Source organism: Paenibacillus ferrarius, from assembly GCF_002027705.1.
Taxonomy (GTDB): domain Bacteria; phylum Bacillota; class Bacilli; order Paenibacillales; family NBRC-103111; genus Paenibacillus_E; species Paenibacillus_E ferrarius.
Window position 1 is genome coordinate 1 of the sequence record NZ_MBTG01000032.1, and the last position, 23061, is coordinate 23061.

General features: G+C 46.2%; 23 protein-coding genes and 3 pseudogenes. 3 read left to right on the plus strand and 23 right to left on the minus strand.

Annotated elements, in window-relative coordinates:
- Positions 1-206: 206 nt before the first annotated feature.
- From BC351_RS27905 to BC351_RS27920, 4 genes and pseudogenes are all read right to left on the minus strand, one after another.
- Positions 207-872: a DUF899 domain-containing protein gene (locus BC351_RS27905; RefSeq protein WP_079417190.1), complete on the minus strand. Its 666-nt coding sequence runs from the start codon at positions 870-872 to the stop codon at positions 207-209.
- A gap of 608 nt (positions 873-1480) precedes the next feature.
- On the minus strand, positions 1481-1855 hold the full coding sequence (locus BC351_RS27910; RefSeq protein WP_079417192.1) for a VOC family protein: 375 nt from the start codon (positions 1853-1855) through the stop codon (positions 1481-1483).
- 54 nt (positions 1856-1909) lie between these two features.
- Positions 1910-2254 (minus strand): annotated as a pseudogene (locus BC351_RS27915) (SRPBCC domain-containing protein); the annotation flags it as partial.
- Between the two features lie 27 nt (positions 2255-2281).
- On the minus strand, positions 2282-2629 hold the full coding sequence (locus BC351_RS27920; RefSeq protein ID WP_079417196.1) for an ArsR/SmtB family transcription factor: 348 nt from the start codon (positions 2627-2629) through the stop codon (positions 2282-2284).
- Positions 2630-2923: 294 nt separating this feature from the next.
- Between BC351_RS27920 and BC351_RS27925 the strand changes: the two genes are divergently transcribed.
- Together BC351_RS27925 and BC351_RS27930 are read left to right on the plus strand one after the other, a co-directional pair.
- Positions 2924-3253 (plus strand): ArsR/SmtB family transcription factor, encoded by a 330-nt coding sequence (locus BC351_RS27925; RefSeq protein WP_079417198.1) that lies wholly within the window; start codon positions 2924-2926, stop codon positions 3251-3253.
- Positions 3254-3387: 134 nt separating this feature from the next.
- Positions 3388-3771 carry a DoxX family protein gene (locus tag BC351_RS27930; RefSeq protein WP_079417200.1) on the plus strand — a complete coding sequence of 128 codons (384 nt, stop codon included), beginning with the start codon at positions 3388-3390 and terminating at the stop codon, positions 3769-3771.
- A 374-nt stretch (positions 3772-4145) separates the two neighbouring features.
- Here the strand turns inward: BC351_RS27930 and BC351_RS42465 are convergent, their stop codons facing one another.
- From BC351_RS42465 to BC351_RS27990, 17 genes are all read right to left on the minus strand, one after another.
- Positions 4146-4343, minus strand: coding sequence for a hypothetical protein (locus tag BC351_RS42465; RefSeq protein ID WP_158082249.1), 198 nt, complete (start codon positions 4341-4343; stop codon positions 4146-4148).
- Between the two features lie 332 nt (positions 4344-4675).
- On the minus strand, positions 4676-4864 hold the full coding sequence (locus BC351_RS44145; RefSeq protein WP_341866030.1) for an alpha/beta hydrolase: 189 nt from the start codon (positions 4862-4864) through the stop codon (positions 4676-4678).
- Positions 4865-4918: 54 nt separating this feature from the next.
- Complete coding sequence (locus tag BC351_RS44150) at positions 4919-5158, minus strand: alpha/beta hydrolase family protein (protein WP_341866027.1); 240 nt, start codon at positions 5156-5158, stop codon at positions 4919-4921.
- Between the two features lie 14 nt (positions 5159-5172).
- Positions 5173-5490 carry an alpha/beta hydrolase gene (locus tag BC351_RS44155; protein ID WP_341866028.1) on the minus strand — a complete coding sequence of 106 codons (318 nt, stop codon included), beginning with the start codon at positions 5488-5490 and terminating at the stop codon, positions 5173-5175.
- A gap of 11 nt (positions 5491-5501) precedes the next feature.
- Positions 5502-5633 carry a hypothetical protein gene (locus BC351_RS44160; protein WP_341866029.1) on the minus strand — a complete coding sequence of 44 codons (132 nt, stop codon included), beginning with the start codon at positions 5631-5633 and terminating at the stop codon, positions 5502-5504.
- Between the two features lie 137 nt (positions 5634-5770).
- A complete protein-coding gene (locus BC351_RS27940) occupies positions 5771-6607 on the minus strand; it encodes a tyrosine-protein phosphatase (protein WP_079417202.1) in 837 nt (278 codons plus the stop codon).
- Between the two features lie 19 nt (positions 6608-6626).
- On the minus strand, positions 6627-9104 hold the full coding sequence (locus BC351_RS27945; RefSeq protein WP_079417204.1) for a glycoside hydrolase family 2 TIM barrel-domain containing protein: 2478 nt from the start codon (positions 9102-9104) through the stop codon (positions 6627-6629).
- A 58-nt stretch (positions 9105-9162) separates the two neighbouring features.
- Positions 9163-9939, minus strand: a complete 777-nt coding sequence (locus BC351_RS27950; protein WP_079417206.1) for an MgtC/SapB family protein — start codon at positions 9937-9939, stop codon at positions 9163-9165.
- 91 nt (positions 9940-10030) lie between these two features.
- A complete protein-coding gene (locus BC351_RS27955) occupies positions 10031-11044 on the minus strand; it encodes an alpha/beta hydrolase (protein ID WP_079417208.1) in 1014 nt (337 codons plus the stop codon).
- A gap of 2 nt (positions 11045-11046) precedes the next feature.
- Positions 11047-11694 carry an SGNH/GDSL hydrolase family protein gene (locus BC351_RS27960; RefSeq protein WP_079417210.1) on the minus strand — a complete coding sequence of 216 codons (648 nt, stop codon included), beginning with the start codon at positions 11692-11694 and terminating at the stop codon, positions 11047-11049.
- A gap of 26 nt (positions 11695-11720) precedes the next feature.
- On the minus strand, positions 11721-12596 hold the full coding sequence (locus BC351_RS27965; RefSeq protein ID WP_056620337.1) for a carbohydrate ABC transporter permease: 876 nt from the start codon (positions 12594-12596) through the stop codon (positions 11721-11723).
- Between the two features lie 14 nt (positions 12597-12610).
- Positions 12611-13552 carry an ABC transporter permease gene (locus tag BC351_RS27970; RefSeq protein ID WP_079417212.1) on the minus strand — a complete coding sequence of 314 codons (942 nt, stop codon included), beginning with the start codon at positions 13550-13552 and terminating at the stop codon, positions 12611-12613.
- A 188-nt stretch (positions 13553-13740) separates the two neighbouring features.
- Positions 13741-15279, minus strand: coding sequence for an ABC transporter substrate-binding protein (locus BC351_RS27975; RefSeq protein ID WP_079417214.1), 1539 nt, complete (start codon positions 15277-15279; stop codon positions 13741-13743).
- Positions 15280-15436: 157 nt separating this feature from the next.
- Positions 15437-17011, minus strand: a complete 1575-nt coding sequence (locus BC351_RS27980; protein ID WP_079417216.1) for a response regulator — start codon at positions 17009-17011, stop codon at positions 15437-15439.
- Between the two features lie 10 nt (positions 17012-17021).
- On the minus strand, positions 17022-18368 hold the full coding sequence (locus BC351_RS27985) for a sensor histidine kinase (RefSeq protein ID WP_244209201.1): 1347 nt from the start codon (positions 18366-18368) through the stop codon (positions 17022-17024).
- Between the two features lie 18 nt (positions 18369-18386).
- Positions 18387-18758, minus strand: a complete 372-nt coding sequence (locus tag BC351_RS43575) for a hypothetical protein (protein WP_244209202.1) — start codon at positions 18756-18758, stop codon at positions 18387-18389.
- Between the two features lie 480 nt (positions 18759-19238).
- A complete protein-coding gene (locus BC351_RS27990) occupies positions 19239-20153 on the minus strand; it encodes a phosphotransferase (RefSeq protein ID WP_079417303.1) in 915 nt (304 codons plus the stop codon).
- Between the two features lie 424 nt (positions 20154-20577).
- Here BC351_RS27990 and BC351_RS27995 point away from each other — a divergent pair.
- Positions 20578-20916, plus strand: a pseudogene (locus tag BC351_RS27995) (IS110 family transposase); the annotation flags it as partial.
- A 761-nt stretch (positions 20917-21677) separates the two neighbouring features.
- On the opposite strand, the pseudogene BC351_RS44440 reads toward BC351_RS27995, so the two are convergent.
- Together BC351_RS44440 and BC351_RS28010 are read right to left on the minus strand one after the other, a co-directional pair.
- Positions 21678-22198: pseudogene (locus BC351_RS44440) on the minus strand (nuclease-related domain-containing protein).
- A 73-nt stretch (positions 22199-22271) separates the two neighbouring features.
- A complete protein-coding gene (locus BC351_RS28010; RefSeq protein WP_079417222.1) occupies positions 22272-22487 on the minus strand; it encodes a hypothetical protein in 216 nt (71 codons plus the stop codon).
- Positions 22488-23061: the final 574 nt, after the last annotated feature.

The following is a 23061-nucleotide window of genomic DNA, read 5'->3' on the forward strand; positions in this document are numbered from 1 at the left end:
ACTGCCCGTTAGTTGAGAAAAGGCAACCGATCGTCTGACCGGTTGCCTTGATGATTCACTGATTAAACTAAAGTATCCGTTAAAAGGCAGCCAGCCTCAGCTGACTTCCTTCTCCTGCTGTTCAGGGAATGCTTCCGAAAAAGTGATGATAGCTATCGCTCGAAAATCCAGCAATTCATCAAGTTTGTTCCTTCCTCGGGTCACACTTAGTATTCATCGTGCAGCCGCCACCACGTATAAGGCGGTGTTTGCGGCCAACCCTCAGGTGAATCCTCCCAGTCTTCCTGGCGCCCGTATGGTGTCAGATCAAGGAAATTGAAGTCAGCTCTGAGCCTGTCAACACCACGAGCCGTCGTGTAATAGGTGCGATAAACTTGTTCGCCATCACGGAGAAAGACACTCAGGCCGAATCCACTACCTGCACCACAGTCCATGTTAAAGTTGTTGCCATTCGAAGAGAACCAGGGTACAGTCCAACGCATGCGCCTCTTGTAGGGCTCGATCTGTAATAATGGTGCAGGGGAGACTAGAACAAGGGTCGTATCACGAGCATGCAGATGAGCAAGATGGCCAATATTGTCTACAAATGACGAGCAACCTCTGCAACGTTGGTCCGATCCCGGAGCCATCATGAAGTGGTAGACGATTAACTGCCGTCGGCCGTCGAATAGATCAATAAGATTCGCTGTACCGTTCGGGCCCTCAAATACGTAATCTTTATCGATCCTTACCATCGGCAACATGCGACGTTCTGCAGCCAGTGCATCCAAAGCGCGAGTGAGTTCTTTCTCTTTGACTAGCAGATCTTCTCGAGCAGCCAGCCACTCTTGTTCTGAAACGATTTGTGGAAGTGCTGTTTGGTTCGATGTCATTTGGCTCCTCCTTGAAATTATTCTAAGTATCCCTTTAAATTATAACATTTTGAAATATTTGTGATTTATTGTGAATTGCGCATTTAATATTATGAAAATCTGCCCGTGAACAGGCTGCCGATCTTAAAAAAGTTTTACTCTACGCCACTCACCCCATTGTTTGATGGTACATATGTTTCCATATGCTCTAACTTTAGACCTGTACATTCGGAAGTTCGTCAGTTCGCTTCTATGCGAGCATTCTCACCATATCCAGTTTCTCAGCCGCGCGACATATCCGTTGGCGCACCTTTTTTTTTCTCAAAATGGCTCTAGCCTTCGTTCTGCCGAATCTACCTGTACTTCACACCTCATGCTCTGTTAAACATGACACGCGCAGGAGTGTTGGCGGGATGGTTTCAGGATACATGGTTCCGTCATTCCCATCCTCGGTTGTAAAGTTGAGATCACTGCCGTAATCTCCTGCTTTTCGCACTGTATGGTGCTTATGGCAGAACTTGTCGTACTTTCCCGTTAGCTGAATAACACCACCAGTTTTGTCTAGTAAGCAAGGCAAAAAGCAGCTGAATTATTTCTGATCAGCTGCTTTAGTAACTTATGAAATTATCTTATTTCTTTTCCGAAACAGCAAAATAATTTTCTTCATCATCTGCAAAGTTAAAAATTCTGCCGGATGGAAGTTCCATAATGTCTCCAACCTTGATACTTTTGTTCTTGAGATCACTGTACAACGCATCGAAATTGTCTGTGTAATACATGATGGATGGTGTTCCGAGATTCATTTCAGGGTTCATTTTCGCAATGAGCTCCTTACTATGAAGAACAATACTAGTTGCTGCACCCTTAGGAGCGACTTCAATCCATCTCATCGGTCCATTGGTTTCATCCGCGATGACCTCGAAACCTAGCTTTTCAGTCCAAAAATCTCTCGATGCGTCTTGGTTGTTCACATACAGCATAATTTGACCAATTTTGTTTAACATAATTTAAACACTCCTTATATTTGAATAATTTTGGGGTCAAGCCTAAAGCTTTCTTTCAATTGTGATTAGTGGCGCTGGCATATTCTCGTTGATATTGCCTTCGGCATCCGAAAAGTAATCGTTATAGATGATCTTTTCCGACTCTACGATTTCCCTATAGATGCCGTAAAATTGACCTTGATTCTGATCAACGCACTTCATGCAGTAGTGCCAAACACCACCCGGACGGAAATCGATGGTACAAACCGGGATTTCCCAGCCTTTCGGTCCCCACCAACGCTTGAGATGCTCAGCTTCCTTGAACATCTGGAAGACGAGATCTCGTGGCGCATCAAATACTCGCTCCAGCAACAGGAATCGATCGTTCTCTACATTCGAAACCATTGCGCTGTTAGACATTGACATTCCCCTCCTTCTCAAATGACTTTATGACTCTCTATCTTTGTTCTTGTTCTGCAGTTCACGCAAGTAATTGTCCAAGTTATCAAAGCGATCTTCCATAATGTGCCGGAAGGACTGCACCCAATTTTCCATCACTTGGAAGGACTCAGACCGAAGCCTGTAAATCCGACGATTCATATCGACTCGTACTTCCACAATCCCGCAATCGCTAAGCACTTTTAAATGCTTCGACGCTTTTGCTTGATACAGCCCCAGCCGATCGGCGATTTCACCTACGGTAAGAGGACCTTCGCGCAAAAGATGAACGATATTTATACGGTTTGTTTCAGCTAAAGCACTCAGCATCGTCATGTCCATTCCGGACTTTATCATGACATGTGACTCACCTCTTTATTTTGTGTCTTTATGTTTAATCATGTCCTTTGTTCAAGATAAATTTCATCCTGCGGCTTAAATATACGCCAAAAGGAATATACTCGTCAAGGAATATTCGAAATAAACTCATCCTAAAATCTTTGTATCTGATTTCAATATTCAAAGCATCATAACGCTTTAACGAACGAGGGGGCGTTATCAGCCTGATCATCATATGTGAGAAACGATGGGAGCAAAAAATGATTTAAATATTCATTGACAGGTATATACCTAAAAAGGTATATTCGACGCATGAATTCGATCTGGAGTGCTATTGCTGAGCCCAATCGGCTCCGTATTGTGGAACTGCTGCGCCAAGGCGCACTTTCTGTAGGGGAAGTAGCTGATCATCTTGGCTTCAATCAGCCGCTGGCATCGAAGCATCTTCGCGTGTTTTGCGATGCTGGACTTGTTGAAATGAAAGCAGTCACTAACCGTCGAATCTACAAACTTCTCCCCCAAGCTTTTATCGAAATTGACAGCTGGGTTGAGACTTATCTCCATCTATGGGAGGAGAGGTTCGACACGATCAGGGTTATATCGCAGGAATTACAAGGGAAGGAAGTGAAGAGCGTTAGGTAGTAATCCTGCAAGAATGTGTAGTCAAGAGATACTGGGAAAAATGGTTAAGGAGTACGGCGTGATCGAGAATCTAAATCGATACTTGATCGTTTTTGTAAAACCAATTGATGTAAACTTATGGAGGTTGAAATTCAATGAAAAAAATTATAATTCCTTACTGGATTTTTACTGTGCTACTTGTGTTATTTATGGGTGTAGGTGCGATTACTGATACTATAAAAGCAACTGATGCGGTTAAACTTTTCGAACACTTAGGTTATCCCGATTACCTTCTTCCCTTTCTTGGAATCGCCAAGATATTAGGGGTCATAGCGATCCTTATTCCCGGCTTTCCACGAATCAAGGAGTGGGCATATGCCGGATTGCTCTTTGATTTGACAGGCGCCATGTATTCAACCATCGTTGTAGACGGCTTAACGGCTGGAATTAGTTTTCTACTTGGTTATATTATGATCGCAGGATCCTATATTTATTATCATAGAAGATTGAAATCTGGCTTGTTGAATCAAACAAATTAAGTGAAGAAAGCAGAACACACACTTTAAGCATTAAATGCCAATAAATATTCCAAGAGAAATGAATATATCCAAAACCATACAATTCATTCTCCCCCGTTTGACCAATTGGTATTTTCCAAATGTTCTTTGGCGAAGAAGGTAATACTATCCTGTCGCCATTTCGCCAGACAATATTCGGCGAAATATTATCGGCTTTGTTTGAGCAATGCTTTTTTTCGAAAACCTTATTGGAAGTATCCTGCCCGTTACTTGAATGATAACAGGGAGCAGTTGCCGCGGCATTCTGCTCCCTGGTTGTTTTGAACTAACGTTTCTCGTTAGTTTAATCCCGTTCCTCAGAAACACAATTTGTGTGTGGCTATGTCATCGATATTTTAATACTCACCATTGTATTCTACAATGCTCGTTTGTTTGATGCGAGCAACGTGATTTGGTATATATCTATTTTGTGCATTCTGTGATAGACCTTCTATATAATTAATTGCGGCTTCAACCATATCATCAGTTAAAAAAACTCTTTCATCCAAAAAACCGCTCAATAATGATGAATCATCACCTTTTAACTCTGGCACAAAACTACCGTGGAGTCGAGTTCGGGAAGCCAATTGCGTTTGAGAACAATCGGTAAGGTTTTGGATTATTCGTAAGTTGGTTCGAGAAACTTACGACCGATCAGGAAATACAACTTTTTAGTACGAATCGTTTCTCTTGTAAGTGATAGCTGCTCAAAGAAAATACTTCATATTCCTTACTGACCCCCAGATTACCCTCCAATGAGCGCACCGGCTCTGTTTATATGGTGAATCAAGTGGAAAATATCGTATCGGTTATTCGCGGGTAAACGGAAAGAAAGGCCACCTGGCGTCAATGACGCCAAGTGGCCTATTGGTTTGCGATGCGCAGGCTACGTCCGAATATACTTCGCGATAAATGAGGTGACGCGGTTTTCGTATCCGGTCGGATCCGTTTGGTACGCTTTGGCGTGGCGGGCCTTGGGGACGACGAACAGCTCCTTCTTGCCGCCGGCGGCATCGTACAGCTCGCCGACCATCTCGAACGGCACGAACGTGTCGGCATCTCCGTGAATGAACAGTACGGGGAGCTTCGTTCGCCGTACCTGCTCAAGCGCCGACGCTTCCGCGAAGCCCTAACCGGCACGCATTTTCGTCAGCAGGCTCGTGCTCTGCACGAGCGGGAAGCTCGGCAGATGGTACAGGCGGTTGATCTGGTAGCTTAATTCGTCTTTGACCGACGTGTAACCACAGTCGGCAACGACCACCTTGACATTTGCGGGCAGCCGTTCTCCGCTCGTCATCAGCACTGTGGCGCCACCCATCGACACGCCATGCTGGACGATTTCGGCATCGGCACCAACTTTTCCGATCATCAGATCGATCCACTTCACGTAATCTTTGCGGTCCAGCCATCCAACCCGGTATAATCGCCTTCGCTCTCGCCGTGTCCGCGGTCGTCCGGCATGAGCACGTTATAGCCGAGCTTATCATGGTAAAAGGCGGCATAAATGCCCATATCTTTGGCTTTTCCGGCGTATCCATGGGCGATGATGACCGTTTTCTTCGTCGGCGCAGGCGCATGCCAGTAGTAGCCGCGAAGCTTCAATCCGTCGTCTGATGTCAGCTCCATCTCTTCGTATGGATGCGAGTCGATCCACGCCTTGCCGTCCACGTTAAAGCCGGCTGCGGCAGGCCTCGCTCCCAAATCGGGGCTGCTCAACAAGAAAACTTTCGGCGTCCGTTCAACCGCCAGATGATAAAAGTAAAAGCCCCCCCGACATCGGCGCTCACCAGCAAGGCGACGACGATTCCCGCGGCGGCGAGCCATTTCTTCGTTCTTTTCTTCAATTGCTTCCCCCCCCATGCAACGTGCGGTAGTTCTGTTGTTTCGTAGTTCTATCACACGAATAGCACTTTACCTGTTTTACTAATGACGGGAAAAGCTTTGAGATCATCCAGTGGATGCGTTTTACCACGCTTGCCCCCTACTCCAAAAACATGCTTTGCAAGGCTTCCCGTCTTTGATCGGTCAAGCCGAATTCTTCAGAAAAATAAGTGTCAACATTGCCATACGTCTTCTTGATCGATCCTAAAACGGCTTCCATGAATTGTTCTTTGACCCCAAATATGTGTTCTATATTTTTTAATTCTGCTTCATTCACATGTTCGGCAATCTGGTTCAACATTTTCTCATTGAATGCTTTCATCGTTTCGTTGGTGAGCAGATAGTCTTCCATCACCGTTTGTTCCGGGACGCCGAGCGCCAGTAAGATCAAGGCGGCACCGACTCCCGTACGGTCCTTGCCCGCTGTGCAATGATGCAGAAGCCCAAGGTTGTCCGAATGCTGGATCAATTCTATTAGCCGTTTATATGACGGATTGCCGAGCGGGAGCTTTGTATAAACTTCCATCATCATCGTATCTGCGCGAAATTGTTTGAAATAGCCGCTTTTGATCATATCGGCGATATCACGTTGGTTTCGATCGGCGTTCCCAGCATCTCCCGACATGTTGATTCGAGATGCTTGATCTGCTTGAATAGCAGCAATGCGAATATTTTTTGCACCGGCAAAAACCGGATCCGGTTTCTTTTGCGCTTCATAGTCATTGCGGTAATCGAAAATCGTTTTGATATTCAAGGCTTGAACAGCCGCTAAATCTTGCTCCGTCAAACCGGTCAATTCATCGGAACGGAAGAAAATACCATATTTGACTTTCCTTCCATCGGCAGTTTGATAGCCTCCCATATCGCGGAAATTATGTGTTCCTTCGAGAACGATTATTCTCTGCCCCGGATACGCCCCATCACGTGTTGTTGACATAAGTATCACCTCATAGTGTTCAATTTGCAAACTTTTTCCGTGCCTGAAGAGTCAATACCGCCGGCACCAGCCCTTCCGAATACGCTACAATGCGTATCTCCCCTGCTTTTTCCAACGACTGAATCAAGGCTAGAGCGTATCCATTGAACACGCATCTCGTATCTCCTTTATCCGATTCGTGACAACCTGGGTCTCCGTTCCCCAAACCAAGCAGCTTGCCTTCACCTGCTACATGGAATCGGATCAGGTTGCCCGCAACCGGCACTACCCTTCCCGATTCATCTCGCACCGAAACCGTGACCATGGACACGTCCTGACCGTCAGCAAGGAGTTCCGACCGATTAGCCTCCAAATGAACAGAGTATGCTTCCGTTGTGGTCTCTTTCCGCTCTGCTACCATCACACCATCCCGATAAGCGATGGCTTCGAGAAGACCGGGTTCATAGGCTACGTGCCACGATAACGTGTGCTCGCCTAATTCAGCATCCGCTATCTTCTTACCCAAGCTTTGGCCGTTCAGTATTAGCTCCACTTCACTGCAATTGGTATACACGCGGACCTCCACCTGCTGTCCAAGCCGGTCCGGCCAGTCCCAATGCGGCATGAGATGAACGATCGGCTCGTCTTTCCAGACCGATTGATAGAAATAGTAAGAGTCCTTGGCAAATCCGCAATAATCCAGGATGCCGAAATGCGATAACACGGACGGCCACTGGAACGGCGTCGTCTCCCCGCGATAATCGAAACCCGTCCATACGAACAAGCCGCCCGAAAAACGGTTATTTAAGAAATAACGCCAGCTTCGTTCAGGCGTCGACGTACCGCCCGCTCCGCCCAGATTCCCGACATCCATCTCCTTGCCGAACATCGTATATTTCGAGCCGTAGCTAGAGCAGCGCCCGCCTTCCCGATCATCCTCGTAGACGCCTCTTGCCGAGAAGAAGGAGACATTTTCCGTATTCAACACTTTGGCTTCAGGAAGGGATTGGAACCATTCGCCGATCGTCTGTCTTCCTTTTATGGACTCCGCATAATTCGCGCCGTTGACCTCAACGTCCATACCTTCCTGACTTAGATTGGCCGCCGTAACAGGACGGGTGGGATCGATTCGCTTCGTCAAATCATGAAGTCGCTTCAGCATCCGATTGGCTTGATAGCTGCCGCTGATCTTCTCTTCATTGCCGAGACTCCACATAAAGATGCTTGGATGGTTGCGGTCACGGTATAGCATGGATTTCAGATCATCGAGCTTGATCTCTGTACTCTCCGAGATCCGGTTCTCGTTCATAACCAGCATCCCTAGTCTGTCGCATGCATCGAGCAGCTCCGGTGCCGGCGAATGATGGGCGCAGCGGTAAGCGTTACAGCCCATTTCCAGCAGGCGTTTGATTTTATATTCATGCACACTGTCCGGCAGCGCGATGCCCACGCCAGCGAAATCCTGGTGATTGCAAGTACCTTTCACTTGTACGTACTTACCATTCAGGTATAATCCGTCCCGTCGGTATTCCACCGTACGGATGCCGAAAACGGTCCGATACGTGTCGACAATTTGCCTATCGTGAATCAGTTCAGTTATAGCTTCATACAGATGCGGCATGTCCAGCGACCAGAGCAGCGGATTCGCCACTTGAACCGATTGAAGAACCGTTTGCTTGTCGATTCCCGACGTTTCGCAGCCGGATTCCTTGACGGCGACGAGTTCCCCATCCAGATTCAGAATGCTTGTTCGAATGCTATACTTCATCGGCTGCGGATATTCGTTGCTTACCGTCGTTTCTACCGTAATCGCGGCCCTTTCATTATCCATTCGCTCGGTTCTGACGAAGGTTCCCCAGCGGTCCACATGCAGGTAATCATGTTTGGTTAACCAGACATGGCGGTAGATGCCTCCGCCTTCGTACCACCAGCCTTCGTCTCCGCCTGTCGTATCCGTTCGAACCAGGATGACATTATCCCCTTCCTCATCCCCATATTTCAGCAAGTCCGTGATGTCATAATGAAAGCTGGTATAACCGCTGAGATGGTCGCCGACGAAGCATCCGTTCACCCAAATTGAGCTGTTCCGCATTACACCGTCAAACTCAATGATGATCTTCTTGCCTTCATCCTCTTGTGGAATTTGAAATACTTTACGGTAATAACCCACTCCATTGGGCAGATAACCTTGAAACGCGCCCCCGCTTTCCGGGTTGTACGGCTGTTCTAACCTCCAATCATGTGGCAGATTAACACCCACCCAGCCTGTAATCTTATCCTTGGGCGTATCTGCGCCGTATATTTGGGAAATTTCGAAATTCGGATCCCCCGTTTTTTCACGAATAACGTTCTGAGTAACACGTCCAGCTTCGCCGAGGGCAAAAGGCTCATGCCTTTCCTCCCCTAACGCATTCGTCAGGCCGGCGATCATGCCGGCTTTTTTTACCGTCTTGACAATTTTCCCTACCTCACCGACGTGAAACATCCAGTTTCGATCAAAATTTTCTCTGGTTCTCATAAACAACGGCTCCTTTTGCGTCTAAATCTTATTTTCGATAGAGTATCGTCTTCCCGATTCATAGATTCGTCGAATTTTTTCCGGTAACCGGAATTGCCGGTTTCAAAGCAGGCAAATAACTGGATTCCGTCCGCAGCACCATGTCCAGCGCCGTAATTTCTTCCAGCGCTTGGACGATATTTTCTTCTTGATGATTTTTGACCGTGAAGCAGAGTTGCATCGTAGGCATCCCCCTAGCCTCAGGCGGCGCGTATTCATCCGGCATCATTTTGACGTTGGCGATTTGGATCCCTTGTTCGCCCAATTTGGAAGCAACCTTCCCAAGAACGCCTGGTATATCGATAAACGTACACTTGACCTCATGATTTTTGCGGTGGCGCATCAAATGTTTCTCCCACTTGTTCAGCACGTATAAACTGATAATGACGAAAAACGTACACAGAAATGCGACAAACAAAAACCCAGCTCCGACGCAAAGGCCGATTGCCGCCACAACCCAAACCGAAGCCGCGGTCGTGAGCCCTTTGATGACAGACCCGTTGCGCAGAATCGCGCCCGCACCCAAAAAGCCGATCCCGCTGATCACCTGAGCGGCTAGACGGGCAGGGTCGACCCGGACGTTGGATTCGGCAACAAAGTCGGAGAATCCGTAAATCGAAAGCAGCATAATGGTGGTCGAGCCGAGACAGACGAGAATATGGGTGCGGAACCCTGCCGCATGGTTGTTCCACTCCCGCTCGATGCCGACCAATCCGCCCAAAACTGTGGCGAGGACCATGCGTACGAACAAATCCCAATGACCAAGTTGCCAAACATTAGCAGCAGCACCGGTCAATATCGTCCCCTCCTTATTACAAACATATATTTTGCAGAGTACCCTGCCCTTAAAAAAGAAATTACGCGTTGCATGCCTATGCACTTCGTTGTTATTTTTCTGCGCCCGATTTCAAGTCTTTTAAGATGGCTGCCATTTTCTCGTCCGTAAACATCGGATCGGAAAAATTGAACAGCGACTTCAACGAAAACGCTTTGATATAGTCGATCTTCGGCGATGCCAAAAGATCCGGAAGATACCGCTCCAATACGGCACTGCTGCAATCATCGGCCAGCAACTGGCCTACTTTTGTATACTCGTCAACCACTCGTTCTACAAGAAGGAAATCCCTGGATTTCAACCATGCCTCGCACAGCTTTGTCCATGCTTGCGCTTCCCGATCGCCACTGGCCAGTCCGAGTCCATGAGGGCCACTTTCAAAAAGATGCATTTCGAAAGAAACCCTAGCCTTCCTGAGCGCTGTCGCGAACATTAAACAATTCTCAGCCTGAACGACCGGATCGTCTGCCGTGATCCACATAAAAGTCGGCGGTGTTTCCTCCGTTACTTGCTTTTCACTTGATAACAGCTCGATCAGAGCACGGTCGTTCTGCCGCTCCCCCATCAATACCGACTTGCACGATACATTCGTAAATTCGCCCATCGTAATGAGAGGATAACAGAGCACGAGCGCATCGGGACGGCTGCTGTATCGCTCGATTGGATCATTGGCTTGCGGATTGCCGTTGTCAAAATGCGTACCTGCCATCGAAGCAAGATGGCCTCCGGCTGAAAATCCCAGCATACCGATTCGTTCGGGATCAATATTCCATTCCGTCCCTCTGTGCCTGATCATTCGTATGGCCCGCTGAGCATCATGAAGCTGGCTCGGATATTGTGCCGGAGAAACCCTATAATGAAGGACAAAAGCCGAAATGCCGATCGCGTTCAACCACTTGGCGACAGGCTCGCCTTCATGACCAGCCCGATGCGTATAGCCTCCGCCAGGACAAACGATGACGGCAGGAAACGGTCCTTCCCCTTCCAGCAAGTACGGTGTTAAGCTGGGACAACCTTCGTTGAATCCCTGTAATGCGGGTTGGTCGTGCCACAAAGGAATGTTCATTGTTATAACTCCACCAACATACTTTTTATTTTTTCCGCAACGGCACTTCCGAGCTTCCGATGTTGTTCCGCTTCGAAATGAATGCCGTCTGCATCACTGGAAACGATCACGGTCGAAGCATCCATGATAGAAGCGTCGGTATACGGACTAAGCATTGTGAATGCCTCGCCCAATTGTTTGGACTTCTCTTCCCCGCCCTTGAACATACCTGCAAATAATCCAGTTTCCTTGATTGGCGGCGGAACTAGAATCAGAACCTGAGGGACTATCGTAATCCCCGGCCTTGAAAAAGTCGTTTTTACGAGTCCGGCAAGCGACAGGGTGCTCATCGCGATATCCAGCGCCGAGACGGAAAATCGCTCTTTCAAATCATTCGTTCCGAGCATGATCACGACAAGATCAAGCGGCCTGTGAGACTGCAGGCAAGACGTCAAGTACTCTTTTCCGCTCATGATTCCATCGATCGGATCCGTCCACACTGTCGTCCTCCCGGGCAAGCCTTCCTCGACAATCTCGTAGCCGTCTCCCAGTTCCTTACGCAGTACACCCGTCCACCGAACATCCGCCGGATACCGAACTCCTCGATTCTGCGGATCGGCTCCCCATGTATTTGAATCTCCGAAGCATAAGATCGTTCTCGTGCCGGTCATCTTTAACCACCTCCAAAATAATAGCTTCAACCTTTGACGGCGCCAACCGTCAGGCCTTTTACGAAATACTTCTGAAAGAATGGGTATGCGACCAGCAGCGGAACGACCCCGATCGCGGCTATGGCCATGCGCATGGATGTGAGCGGAAGATGACTTGTCGCGACAATCTCCGTCGATGACTGCAAAAATTGCGCATCGAGTAAAATCCGGTTGAGCATGTTTTGAAGGCTGAAGTATCGGCTGTCGGTAATGTAAATTAGTCCGTTAAACCAATCGTTCCAGTACATAATCGTATAAAACATCCCGACCGTAGCCAATACCGGCGTCGATAACGGCAATACGATTGTCGCGAAAATTTTCCATTCCTTCGCCCCGTCGATATAGGCCGATTCGATGATCGGCTTCGGAATCGAGCTTGCAAAGAACGTTCGCATCAGGATGACGAAAAAACCGTTCATCAACAGGCTCGGAATGATCAGAGCCAATATCGTATTTTTCAAATTGAAGAAATTGGTGTATAACAGGTAGGTCGGCACAAGGCCTCCGTTAAACAGCATCGTGAAAAATACGTAGAAGGACAGTATCTTGCGAAATGGCATCTCGGTCCGTGACAGCGGATAGGCAAGCAACGCCGTTAGCGTCAATCCTGCAGCCGTTCCGACTACCGTCACGAGAATCGTAATTCCATAAGCGCGCAGTATATTAGCTGAGTTCGTCCATAAATATTCGTATGCCGAAAAACTAACGACTCTCGGGAAGAAAGCATATCCATGGCGAATGATTTCCATGTCGTCCGTAAGAGAAGCGGAGAGCAGCAACCAGAATGGCATGATGCAGAAACATGTAAATGCCAGCATGACGATGTTGATCGTCCATTGATAAAGTTTACCGGATGATAGCATGGGAGCGCCCCTTTCTAGAACAGTGCATTGTCTTTGTTGAATTTTCTCACGACCGCATTGGAAGCCAGTACCAGAACAAATCCGACGAGCGCTTGATACAAGCCTGCGGCCGACGACATCCCGATATCGCCCATATTGATCAGCGCGCGGTACACATACGTATCGATCGTGTTCGTGACCGGCATTAAGGCGCCCGTGTTAAGCGGCACTTGGAAGAACAAGCCGAAGTCGGAATAGAAAATGCGCCCGATCGCAAGCAGCGTCATAATCGTAATAACCGGCGCAATGAGCGGAATCGTTATCGTACGGATTTGCTGCCACCGGTTCGCGCCGTCTATTTTGGCCGCCTCATAGTACTCTTGATCGATGCCGATAATCGCAGCCAAGTAGATGATGCAAAGTTGTCCTACGCCTTTCCAGGCGTGTACGATCGTCAGGATCCACGGCCAGTATTTCGTTTCGCTATACCAAGAGATAGGCTCTAAGCCGAACAAGGGGAGCAGAGTCTTGTTCATGAAGCCTTTTTCGACGTCCAGGAAACCGAGCACGAGGTAACCGACGATCACCATGGAGATCAAGTACGGAAGTAGGATCATCGTTTGGTACGCTCTCGATAAAATTCGCTTACGGATTTCAGTCAGCAGGATCGCAAGCGAAATCGCGATTGCCGTATTCAAGAAAATGAAAGAGAGATTGTACAATAGCGTATTGCGGGTGATGATGTATGCATCCTTCGTCTTAAACAAATACTCAAAGTTCTTAAAGCCGACCCACTCGCTCCCCCATATGCCCCTCGCGAAATTGACGTTTTTGAACGCGATGACGATGCCGAACATCGGCAAATAATTGTTGATGAGAAAGTAGAGTAGCCCCGGCAGCGTCATGAGCACGAGCATCCGGTATCTTTTTGCCTTCCTCATCTCAAGCCGCAACACCGACATTTTACTTGCCTTCATACGTTACAACCACCTTTTGCTGTCATTGTTTTGTGCATGTATTCATCTTATAGCAATCTGTCCGCCCCTACTTCCATGATCCCGACATCATATTTTTGAGTTTCCGACATTGGCTTGACTGCATCCGTGATGGCGTAAAGAATCCCCCCGCTTGAGACATTCCGTCTTTTACAGGAGGATCCGTCGGATTATTTATTGGCCGCTGCCCAAGCGTCAAGCTGCTTTTGCTTCTCGGCAACGACCTTGTCGACGCCCGCCGCTTTCATTTGCTTGATATACTCGGGCAATATCTTAGCGGGATCCACCGTGCCGGTCTCCAAAGCGAGAGCGTACTGGTTCGCCACATTCGTAAGAGCCGCGATTTCCGTCTTAACAAACTCCGGATTGTAAGCGAAGCCGAGCGCTTTCGATTTTTTCGAGTTCTTAATGAATTCCGCCAGCTTCTTGTTACGGTCCGGATCTTCCCCGTTGAACACATAGGAGAGGAACATATTTCCGAATAGCCAGTTTTCGTAAGGGTAATATCCGCTGTTCGAAGCGTTGACGCCCTGCGGGAAATCGATGACATTATCCGATTTTTTTACGTAATGCTGCCCTTCGATTCCCCAGTCGAGCAAATTGATAAAATCTTTGTCTGTATACATCAAATTAAGCAGCATCATAGACCTTTCCGGGTTCTGCGCGTTTCTGGGAATGCTCCACATATACCCGGTGATGTTGGTAGTGGTCGCGACAGCCGGCAACAGGCGCACCTCGATCAAATCTTTTCCTACACTTAAGGAATTTGCCGCTTCGCTAAATGGACTCATATGGTGGAACGTCGAGAAGACCTTTCCTGCCTTCATCAAATTTTGCCAAATTTCATTATTGGTTGCCGCATCTTTAGCAACATATCCGGCCAAATACCATCTTCTTGTCGTATCCAGCAGCTTGGCATATTCCGAAGTTTCCTGCCAATTAACCACCTTCATCCCGTTATCGTGCGCCGGCAGCACACCGAAGCCATCTCCCAAAGGATCCATCATGCCAAGGGAGAAAGGGCTGCCGAGAATCGAGTTGGCAAACTTGGTCACCGGAATCACATCAGGCTCATTCTCCTTGATCACCTTGAATACGGCGTCAAGATCGTCCAGCGATCTGATCGCTTTCGTATCGATTTTGTACTTGTCCACAAGATCCTTGCGCATCGAGATGCCGAAGTCGTTCGCCAGGTCCCGGATACTCGTTATCCCGTATGTTTTCCCGTTGATCCTAGCCGCTTTTAGGATAGCCGGATCCAGATCGTCCAGCGCTTTTTGGGCGCCTTGACCGTATTTGGCAATGTAGTCGTCAAGCGCAAGATAGTTGCCCTTGGCCGTTTGCTGCTCATACGTGCCTCGGCCGCTTACGATGAGGTCCATTTTCTCGTTGCCGGACAGCATAAGTGTGGTTTGCTGCGCCCAGGCGCCTTTCGTGATCTGAACGAGCTTCACGGTCGCATTGATTTTTTCCTGCGTAATCTTGTTGATTTTTTCTTGTACGGCTTTCAAGTCTTTCTGCTCGCTGGCAACCGGAAATACCATCGTCAGTTCAATGGGCTTCAGGTCCGGTTTCGCGCTGTCCGACAGCTTAGGAGCTCCGCTCGCATTCGGTTGGTTGCTCGAGCCCGAGCTGCAGGCCGTGACCAGAGTAGACGTTGCCAGCACGGAAATCAGAAGCATTGAAGCGCTCTTCATTCTTTTCTTCATGTATGAACCCCCTATTTTGATTGGTCTTGCCGCTTGCTATTATTATTTTATTGAAGTTCCCGTTTACCCGCTTTCAAGAATCCGTTCTCGCGGTTTCGAGATTCCGTCCACATAAAGAGAAAAACGCCAGTTGGCGTCCTTGATGTACATATTTCGTTTACATGCTGGAAGAGAATCTTTTCCGATATTCTTGAGGCGTCATCAAGACTTCCTTCTTGAAGAGGGTGGAGAAATAAGAGAAATTAGCGAAGCCTACCGCCAAAGCGACGTTGCTTATCGAAGTTTCCGATTTGGCCAGTAGTTCTTTCGCAAGATCTATCCTTTCTTTCAGAATATACTCCGATATCGAGAGACCTGTTTCCTTTTTGAAAAGCTTGACAATGTGGTCGGGACTGAGCCCAATGTAGTCGGCAATGTACTGTCTGGACATCTCCTGATCGATATTCGCCGATATATACCGTATGATCTTTTCCACCACTGTCTCGTTCGAACCTAGCACTTCGATGTAAGTCATTGCAAATTCAAGGACGTCCGTTACCCAGTCTTGTAGATTCTTGACGCTCTCGGCGGCAGACGAAATACGTTCCGGCGCGAAATGATCCGCTAAAGTATCGTCCGTATACAACCCTTTCTGCTGAAGCGTATGCAGAACCATCTGCAGGAAGCTTAAATAAAACTGCTGCAGGCTTTTCGAGTTCAGCCCTTCGATCCGCTTAAGCGACTCCAGAAAATCTTGTGACTCAGCCATCAGCTTCTGCTTGTCCCCCTGCTTGATCAGCTCGGACCATAATCTCATCGGAGGCATGGGAAAAGGCGTTTCATTTGCCATTTTCTCGTCGATATGCACGACCCGGTCGACGGCGTTCACTTGAGTCTTTCGAAGCGCTACCAAATTTTCAACCATATCGCGCACGCCGTGTATCTCCGACGGTTGACCGATATAGCAGGACAAATGGCAATAAAAATATCGGTTACACGTCTCGATGAACAAACCGCAACGTTTTATGAGCTCTTTGCGGAACTTCTCTCCGTTCGCCTCTATCGCATGTTCCGTAGAAAACACCGCCAATAACTGATTGGCCTTGACGCGAACGATGTGAGCCGCGGCAGCTTGATGGATGACCAATTCCTCCAAGGCGTTCGTTAGTGCGTACTCCATAATTTGGGCATCGCGAGCGCTCAGTTCTTTTTTCCAGTGTTGGATACCGATCAAAATGGGTAAAAACTTCATCTTGCTCGTATACGGTATATTGTGCTTTCCGATAGCCTCCATGATTTTGTCCGGCGTGGATGGAATGACCTGCTGAAGCACATCCTGCCAGAACCGCTCGATGACGATCGATGATGATTTCCGGTCTTTGCTTATTTTCTTGATCATCTCCGTCATGACTTGCTCCAGCTCTTCGGGTGGCGCAGGCTTGAGCAAATACTCGAAACTTCCTAGATGGATCGCTTTTTTTGCGTATTGAAAGTCGGCATGGCAAGTCAGAAAGACGCACTCCGTCCAAGGATGCTTTTCCCGTACCCACTCATAGAGTTCGAGTCCGCTTCCTTGCGGCATCTCGATATCGCATATCATCATATCGAACGGATGTTGACTAAACTTTTCCTTCGCTTGACGTGCATTGTTCGCTACAGATACGTGAATGATGCCGAATTTTGACCAGTTCACGCTTGCCTTAATGCCGTTCGCGGTAAATTCTTCGTCGTCCACGATCAATAACCGATACATACTCTCGCCCCTATCCTTTCATGATCGGCAAAAAAATATCGACAATGGCGCCGTTATCGTTTGAAAACCCGATGATCGCCTGCCCCCCGTACAACAGCCGCAGTCTTTGCCGGGCATTCCAAATCCCGATATGCTCACCTTCTTCAGTCGTCAGCTTGATCTCTTGTCTAAGCTTCTCGAGCACCTCGTCCTCATAACCCAAGCCCGTATCGCAAATGCGGATATGAAGCCGTTCCCCATCATTCCGGCTATCCCGTTCGATTGAAATCTCGATATGGGTAGGCTCGTCCGTGTTGACCGCATGCTTGATCGTGTTTTCGGCAAAGCTTTGAATGATCAGAGGTGGAATACAACAATCGAGCAGGTCATCCGGGACGGTAATGGCGTAAGTCAAGCTTCCCGGAAACCGGATCTTCTGGATGTTCAAATAATTTTTCGTATGACCCAGCTCGTCCCGAACTAGAACTTGATCCGTAGGGCTGCGAAAAATGAAGCGGAAATATCTGATTAATGAGAGGGAAAGCTCTTGAATCAACCCGTATTTCCTCTCCTGGGCCAAATAATAAACGACATTCAGACTGTTCAAAAAGAAGTGCGGGTTGATTTGCAGCTGCAAATGCTTCAGCTCCGCTTTCTGACTGATCAATTGCTCCTCATAGACATCGATTTTCAGCTTCTGAATGTCGGTCACCATGCTGTTGAACATCTCGTTCATCAGTTCGAATTCGTTAGAGGTCGGTTTCTTCGCTATTCGCATCTCCAAGTGACCCTCTTTGATCCTGCGCATGGCCAGTACGATTCGGTTAATCGGACGGAGTACGACTCTCCTCATGAAATAGAAGGCAAGCAGTAAGATCAAGACGGTCCCTGCCGCAATTAGTAAAATGATCCTCTGCAAATAAGGCAGCTTCTGGAGAATGCTTTGATCGGGGACCACAGCGACCAGTCCGAAATCCCCTTTGCCGGAATGCTCACCGATCACCAGATACCCTTTATCGAAACCGCTTAAACGGTACGACTTAGACGTATAGGAAAGATCGATTCCCTGTTCTCTAAAAAATGATTCGTCCTTTAACGGCTTGTGGTTGCCATCGACCAGCAGCGCTCTCCCATCGGCGCCGAGATCCAAAAGATTGAGCGGCCCCGTCACATCCTGCGTATTTACGCCAGCCCCGATATATAAACCACCAACCTTTATGATATATAACAAATAATCCTTTTTAAAAACGCGAAATACGGACCATCTCCCGGTCTGAAAACTCTCTGCCGATTGCCCGTCATCAATAAGCGAGACGATGGCATCCTTTATAGGCTGATTGTCGGAGTCAGCCGATCCTGGCTGCTTGGGAGCAAACACCAAATCGTTGTTAATGGGCTAATATATGAAAAAATAGTCGAGTCCACTGTAGTAAGTCACATTATTCACCAGTTGTTTAAATTGCCAAATGCGTTCCATTTTATACAAATCGATATCGATCTCAGGAGACCGGTCGAGAACGTGCAGCCCTGTTTCCTCCGAGGCATACTTCAGCAAATAGCTGTCAATGTCGGCTAACGACTTGTCGACCAACCCCATATAGAGGCTGATCATGTTGCTGTTAGATTGCGTGACCTGGTTGCGAACAACCTGGATCGAATAGAAGTTTGTATAAATCAGGAAGAGAACAAGCGGCAGCATAATAAGCATGAGTCCCGTGATCAGCTTAAATCGGAGCGAATTGAATATTGTAATAGGTGGTTTTCTCATGTTGTCCATGTTCCCTTCGTCCCTTTAATGATAATTATTTTACCACATGGACGGCATGACTTTTACGGCTCGTTTCCTCTGATCGTCTTGACAATGATACCTGATTGCCAAAAGTGCTCCTTGTGTCTTGCAATCTATTCGTTTCTTGTCAGTTTATAGCGCCTATAGTCATTTGTGGTAATCTTACCCTTCATAATAAATGTATAGATGGGTTGCCTGCTTTCAAGATTCCGTCTTATACTTTTTGAGTTTCCGATCATCAGACCTCTCCCATTCATCTCAAACAGGATTTCTAAACCCAACTCCTCCCAAGAAGGGTTTAGAAACAAAGAAAACGCCCGTTCCATCCAGGCACGGACCAATGACATGAGATGACGTTTTATTGTTCAAACAAGGCAGCCGCAAGATGTCACAGCTGCCGCGGTAAACTGCTCCTTTTTTTCGTTCAACTATAGTTCCCAGTTAGCGGAATGACATTTCTTAATCAGCGAGAGCACGTTTTATGATCGCTTTTGCTTCAGCAACCAACTTTTCATCTTTATAATCAATTGCCTGCATCATGATCAAAATGGGAATGTATATGGCTATCAATCGAGCTAATATTTTCGTTTCTTCATCGACATCCCCATATTCTTTGAAAAAGTCTGAACGCGCATCCGGAGGCAAAAAGCTATACGCGACATTCAAGTCGCAAGCAGGATGTCCGATATTGATATCTCCCCAGTCGATAATCCCTGAAACTATTCCATTCTCGTCTACCAGCATATTTTTAAAATGAAGGTCTCCATGGAGGAATACGTTTTTTGGTTTCACTTTTTCAGTTCCAAGCTGTTCCAAATAGTTCGATAATTCACGATACTCTTCTTCACTAAAATGAAGGGCAAGGTCGGAAATGAATTTATGCAACTTTTCTTTACGCATTGCAATATCAATCAAATTTCTATGGTCATGTTGAACTCCATTTTCTTGGGCAATTTGCACAGGGAATGCATGTAAGCTTTTTAAAAATTGCGCGAGCGTTGTTGCTGATAACGCACGTTGCTTGTCAGTTAATCCGATTGGAAACTCTCCTGATAAATAGGGGTAGCCTAGGAAAGGTGCAGGATAATTATAATCCCCTCCCCCAAAAAATAGCGGTAACGAATATGCAATGGAACAATAATCTTTAAGCTTAGGTAGTATCTTTCCTTCCATCCTTAAACGATTAATTGCAACTTCTCTTCTTGGAAAGCGAAATACATATTCGGCCCCGACAAGAAAAACAGTGTTATCCCAGCCGTATCCTAGTTTTTGTACGCTTTGTGAAGCTAACTGCGGAAACTGACTGCTTATTAATTTATGAGCCAATTCTTCTGATACTTCCCATTCCGCATCCCATTGATTCGTACTTCCCATACCCATTTATCGACTCCCTCACGAAAATAGAAAATAGGCTCGACTAGCCTGTTCCATTTACAACATCATATCATTAATTTGTTCTTCTGTTCGAGAACAACCTTACCGTCTGTTCCTCTATCCTGCCCGTTAGTTCAATCATAAGTATCCTTTCCAGGTATTTCTATTTCCACCTCATTCACTCCCGAACCCATCTGTCGGGAATGAGATCAAGTTCTTGTCAAAATCGGGAATGGGATCAAGTTCTTGTCATTGGCTCGTGACAAGAACTTGATCCCATAAAATAAAAAAACCACGATTTACGCGTTAATTAATGAGACAATGTTCTTGTCACCCGACAGCTTTTGTTGTACGTTGTTGCCGGGTTTGACAAGAACTTGATGTCTTTTGAATAGGTCCTTTTTTACCGCCGTTAACGAAGGCCCATGTTGCCAGAGCGGTTAACTTTCGAGGTGTCGCTCTCGGTAATCCTTTAGTGTTTAGTAATGACGATGATGGTTTCAAGTCCCTCGACCGTTGGATTCGCGACTTGTTAACTTCATTTAAATTATCTCAAGTTATCGTTGGTAGGGAACCGACTGGCCATTACTGGTTAAGCCTTGCCGGGTGGCTCAAATACAAAGCCATTGAAGCCGTACTTGTTAATCCTCACCTAGTTAAAAAGAATAAAGAAAACCGCGACAATACACGCTCTAAAAGCGACAAAAAAGATGCTTTAGTTATTGCCGACATGGTGAAAAACGGCTACTACTCCCCTGTCCGCTTTGTCGTGTCTAATGACACAAATGTGCCTCCATTTTATTTCGCAACTGGAAATTCTGAAAGATGTAAAAACAGTATCGCAACTTGCATCTAAGGAAGGTATTCATACGAATGTCCTCAACCGATGGAAATTAGAGGCTGTCCAAAACCTCTCTCAATTGGTTTGTCGATGATCGTAAAGACATCACGAAGGTGAAACAAACTACGAGCAGCAAATCGATGAACTCTACGGCGAAGTTGGAGTGACTTATTATCGGAATGTAGCAAGTCATCAAGCTGAAAAATTTATCCGTAAACAACCGGATCAAGTCCAGCAACGTATAGTGGCAGCAATTCGGGGACTACCTACGAACGGTGACATAAAGAAGCTCAAAGGATCAAGTGACTACCGGCTTCGCGTTGGCGAACGGCCACTGATGTCAGCCGTCAGTCTCTCTTTCTAGTCTAACTTTATTTCCTTCTAACAAAAAACACTCCCTAAAGAGTGTCTTGATACACTGATCATTCTATTTCAGGAACACCCTTGTTTGCATCGTCCTCTTCCAAAACCAATTCATGCTACGGTTCTTCAGCTTGCCGCGTAACTTGCGTGACCTTCAACGATTATATGATGGAGTACCGCTTGAAAAGGGCATATGAACTTCTTGCCTGCCGACCGGAGTATAATGTACTGTTGGTGGCTCAGATCACCGGTTTTGGGAACGAACTATCAACGATTCCGAGGTCCCTTGTATGTACAAAGTTCGAAATTATATATTCTGTTTATGATGATATTTTCCATATCAAATCTTGAATTATTGACATATCCTCTAAATTCTTCGTATCTGATGTATTATGGTCAATTTTTTCAAAGTACTTAATTAAAGATTGGTGACCATTGATAATGGACTTGGACTTACCCTTTATATTATCAACATCTACGACTGTATCATTGTTTAAAAAAAACACTACTCCTTCAATCCAAGGCACACGATTAATTCCATTTTCCTTAAAATACTGTTTTAGTTTAAAAACGTGCGTAGAAACTTGTTTAAGAGGACTATAAAAATTCTTAGAGTATATAGTTCCACCCCTGCCTATCTTTTCTTGGATCCATTCCTTATCTTCAGAATTCCCTCTTATAGTTCCATTTAGGTTTTATTCTCTACAACCCATATTCCGGTTTCTCCTATTACGATGAAGTCAATTTGGGAATTATTCCCCGTAGAATTTTTGAAGAGTACGTCTGGAATTACCGTATATGTTCGGTAAACTTCTAAGAGTATCCAGTGAGCGAAGTTCACCTTCTATACCACTTAACATAATGTCACTCGATTTGTGAACGAGGTGTCCATAATTTCTCAATACTTCATAGTACTAATGTATGCCATACAAAAAAATAACCAATGGTATGATAAACAACAAAAATGGATCTTGATTTCCAATTAATAAATGTACCACCATGGCTATAATTCCACTTAACAAACCAGCTCCAATAATTAGCCTTGGTTTTAATAGTAAACCTCTTAGTTTTACTCTAGCATTATCATACTCAGTCACTAGACTATTTTCTTTTTCTTTAATAACTGCCAAGGTCATCAACCCCCAAATAATATTTAGCGATAGAATAAGATAAACAATTAAAAAATATCCTTCAAACAGTTTTTAACCTGCTTGAAGGTATATAGCTGCACTGCTTTTCAACAGGAATTCACCCAATATAGTGAACGCCTAATTACTTCAAAACTATATTGTCTATTTCAAGACCTTATTACCTCTCTCTCTATTAAGCATATATTTTCAGCTCCTAAATATAATTTTTTTTGTTAGATGACAAATTAGTTTTGAAGTGCAGAAAGCCAGCAAACTCAAGGGTTTGCTGGCTTTGTTGATGAAAACAAAATGACAAATAAAGTTTTGAAGTGGATTTTTGGCTAAATTGTCTCATTTACAAATTAGTTTTGAAGTACTTCTGACTAATTAAATATAATCAGTCGACTTGTTGCTAACGTTCCCCGTCGTAGTATAACAACCCCCGAGTCAACGGCTTATCATCCCAGGTACGACTCCAAAGGGAACCGTCCAAGAAGTATCGCCGTGAATGCTTAATACAAAGAAATAGGCTGCTCTACGTCATCCTCGATGACAGCTGGCAGCCTATCTATCA

Coding starts and splice junctions, on each gene's coding strand:
- BC351_RS27905 (WP_079417190.1), bottom strand. CDS start 872: ATGACATCGAACCAAACAGCACTTCCACAAATCGTTTCAGAACAAGAG.
- BC351_RS27910 (WP_079417192.1), bottom strand. CDS start 1,855: ATGTTAAACAAAATTGGTCAAATTATGCTGTATGTGAACAACCAAGAC.
- BC351_RS27920 (WP_079417196.1), bottom strand. CDS start 2,629: ATGATAAAGTCCGGAATGGACATGACGATGCTGAGTGCTTTAGCTGAA.
- BC351_RS27925 (WP_079417198.1), top strand. CDS start 2,924: ATGAATTCGATCTGGAGTGCTATTGCTGAGCCCAATCGGCTCCGTATT.
- BC351_RS27930 (WP_079417200.1), top strand. CDS start 3,388: ATGAAAAAAATTATAATTCCTTACTGGATTTTTACTGTGCTACTTGTG.
- BC351_RS44150 (WP_341866027.1), bottom strand. CDS start 5,158: ATGATCGGAAAAGTTGGTGCCGATGCCGAAATCGTCCAGCATGGCGTG.
- BC351_RS27940 (WP_079417202.1), bottom strand. CDS start 6,607: ATGTCAACAACACGTGATGGGGCGTATCCGGGGCAGAGAATAATCGTT.
- BC351_RS27945 (WP_079417204.1), bottom strand. CDS start 9,104: ATGAGAACCAGAGAAAATTTTGATCGAAACTGGATGTTTCACGTCGGT.
- BC351_RS27955 (WP_079417208.1), bottom strand. CDS start 11,044: ATGAACATTCCTTTGTGGCACGACCAACCCGCATTACAGGGATTCAAC.
- BC351_RS27960 (WP_079417210.1), bottom strand. CDS start 11,694: ATGACCGGCACGAGAACGATCTTATGCTTCGGAGATTCAAATACATGG.
- BC351_RS27965 (WP_056620337.1), bottom strand. CDS start 12,596: ATGCTATCATCCGGTAAACTTTATCAATGGACGATCAACATCGTCATG.
- BC351_RS27970 (WP_079417212.1), bottom strand. CDS start 13,552: ATGAAGGCAAGTAAAATGTCGGTGTTGCGGCTTGAGATGAGGAAGGCA.
- BC351_RS27975 (WP_079417214.1), bottom strand. CDS start 15,279: ATGAAGAAAAGAATGAAGAGCGCTTCAATGCTTCTGATTTCCGTGCTG.
- BC351_RS27980 (WP_079417216.1), bottom strand. CDS start 17,011: ATGTATCGGTTATTGATCGTGGACGACGAAGAATTTACCGCGAACGGC.
- BC351_RS43575 (WP_244209202.1), bottom strand. CDS start 18,758: ATGAGAAAACCACCTATTACAATATTCAATTCGCTCCGATTTAAGCTG.
- BC351_RS27990 (WP_079417303.1), bottom strand. CDS start 20,153: ATGGGAAGTACGAATCAATGGGATGCGGAATGGGAAGTATCAGAAGAA.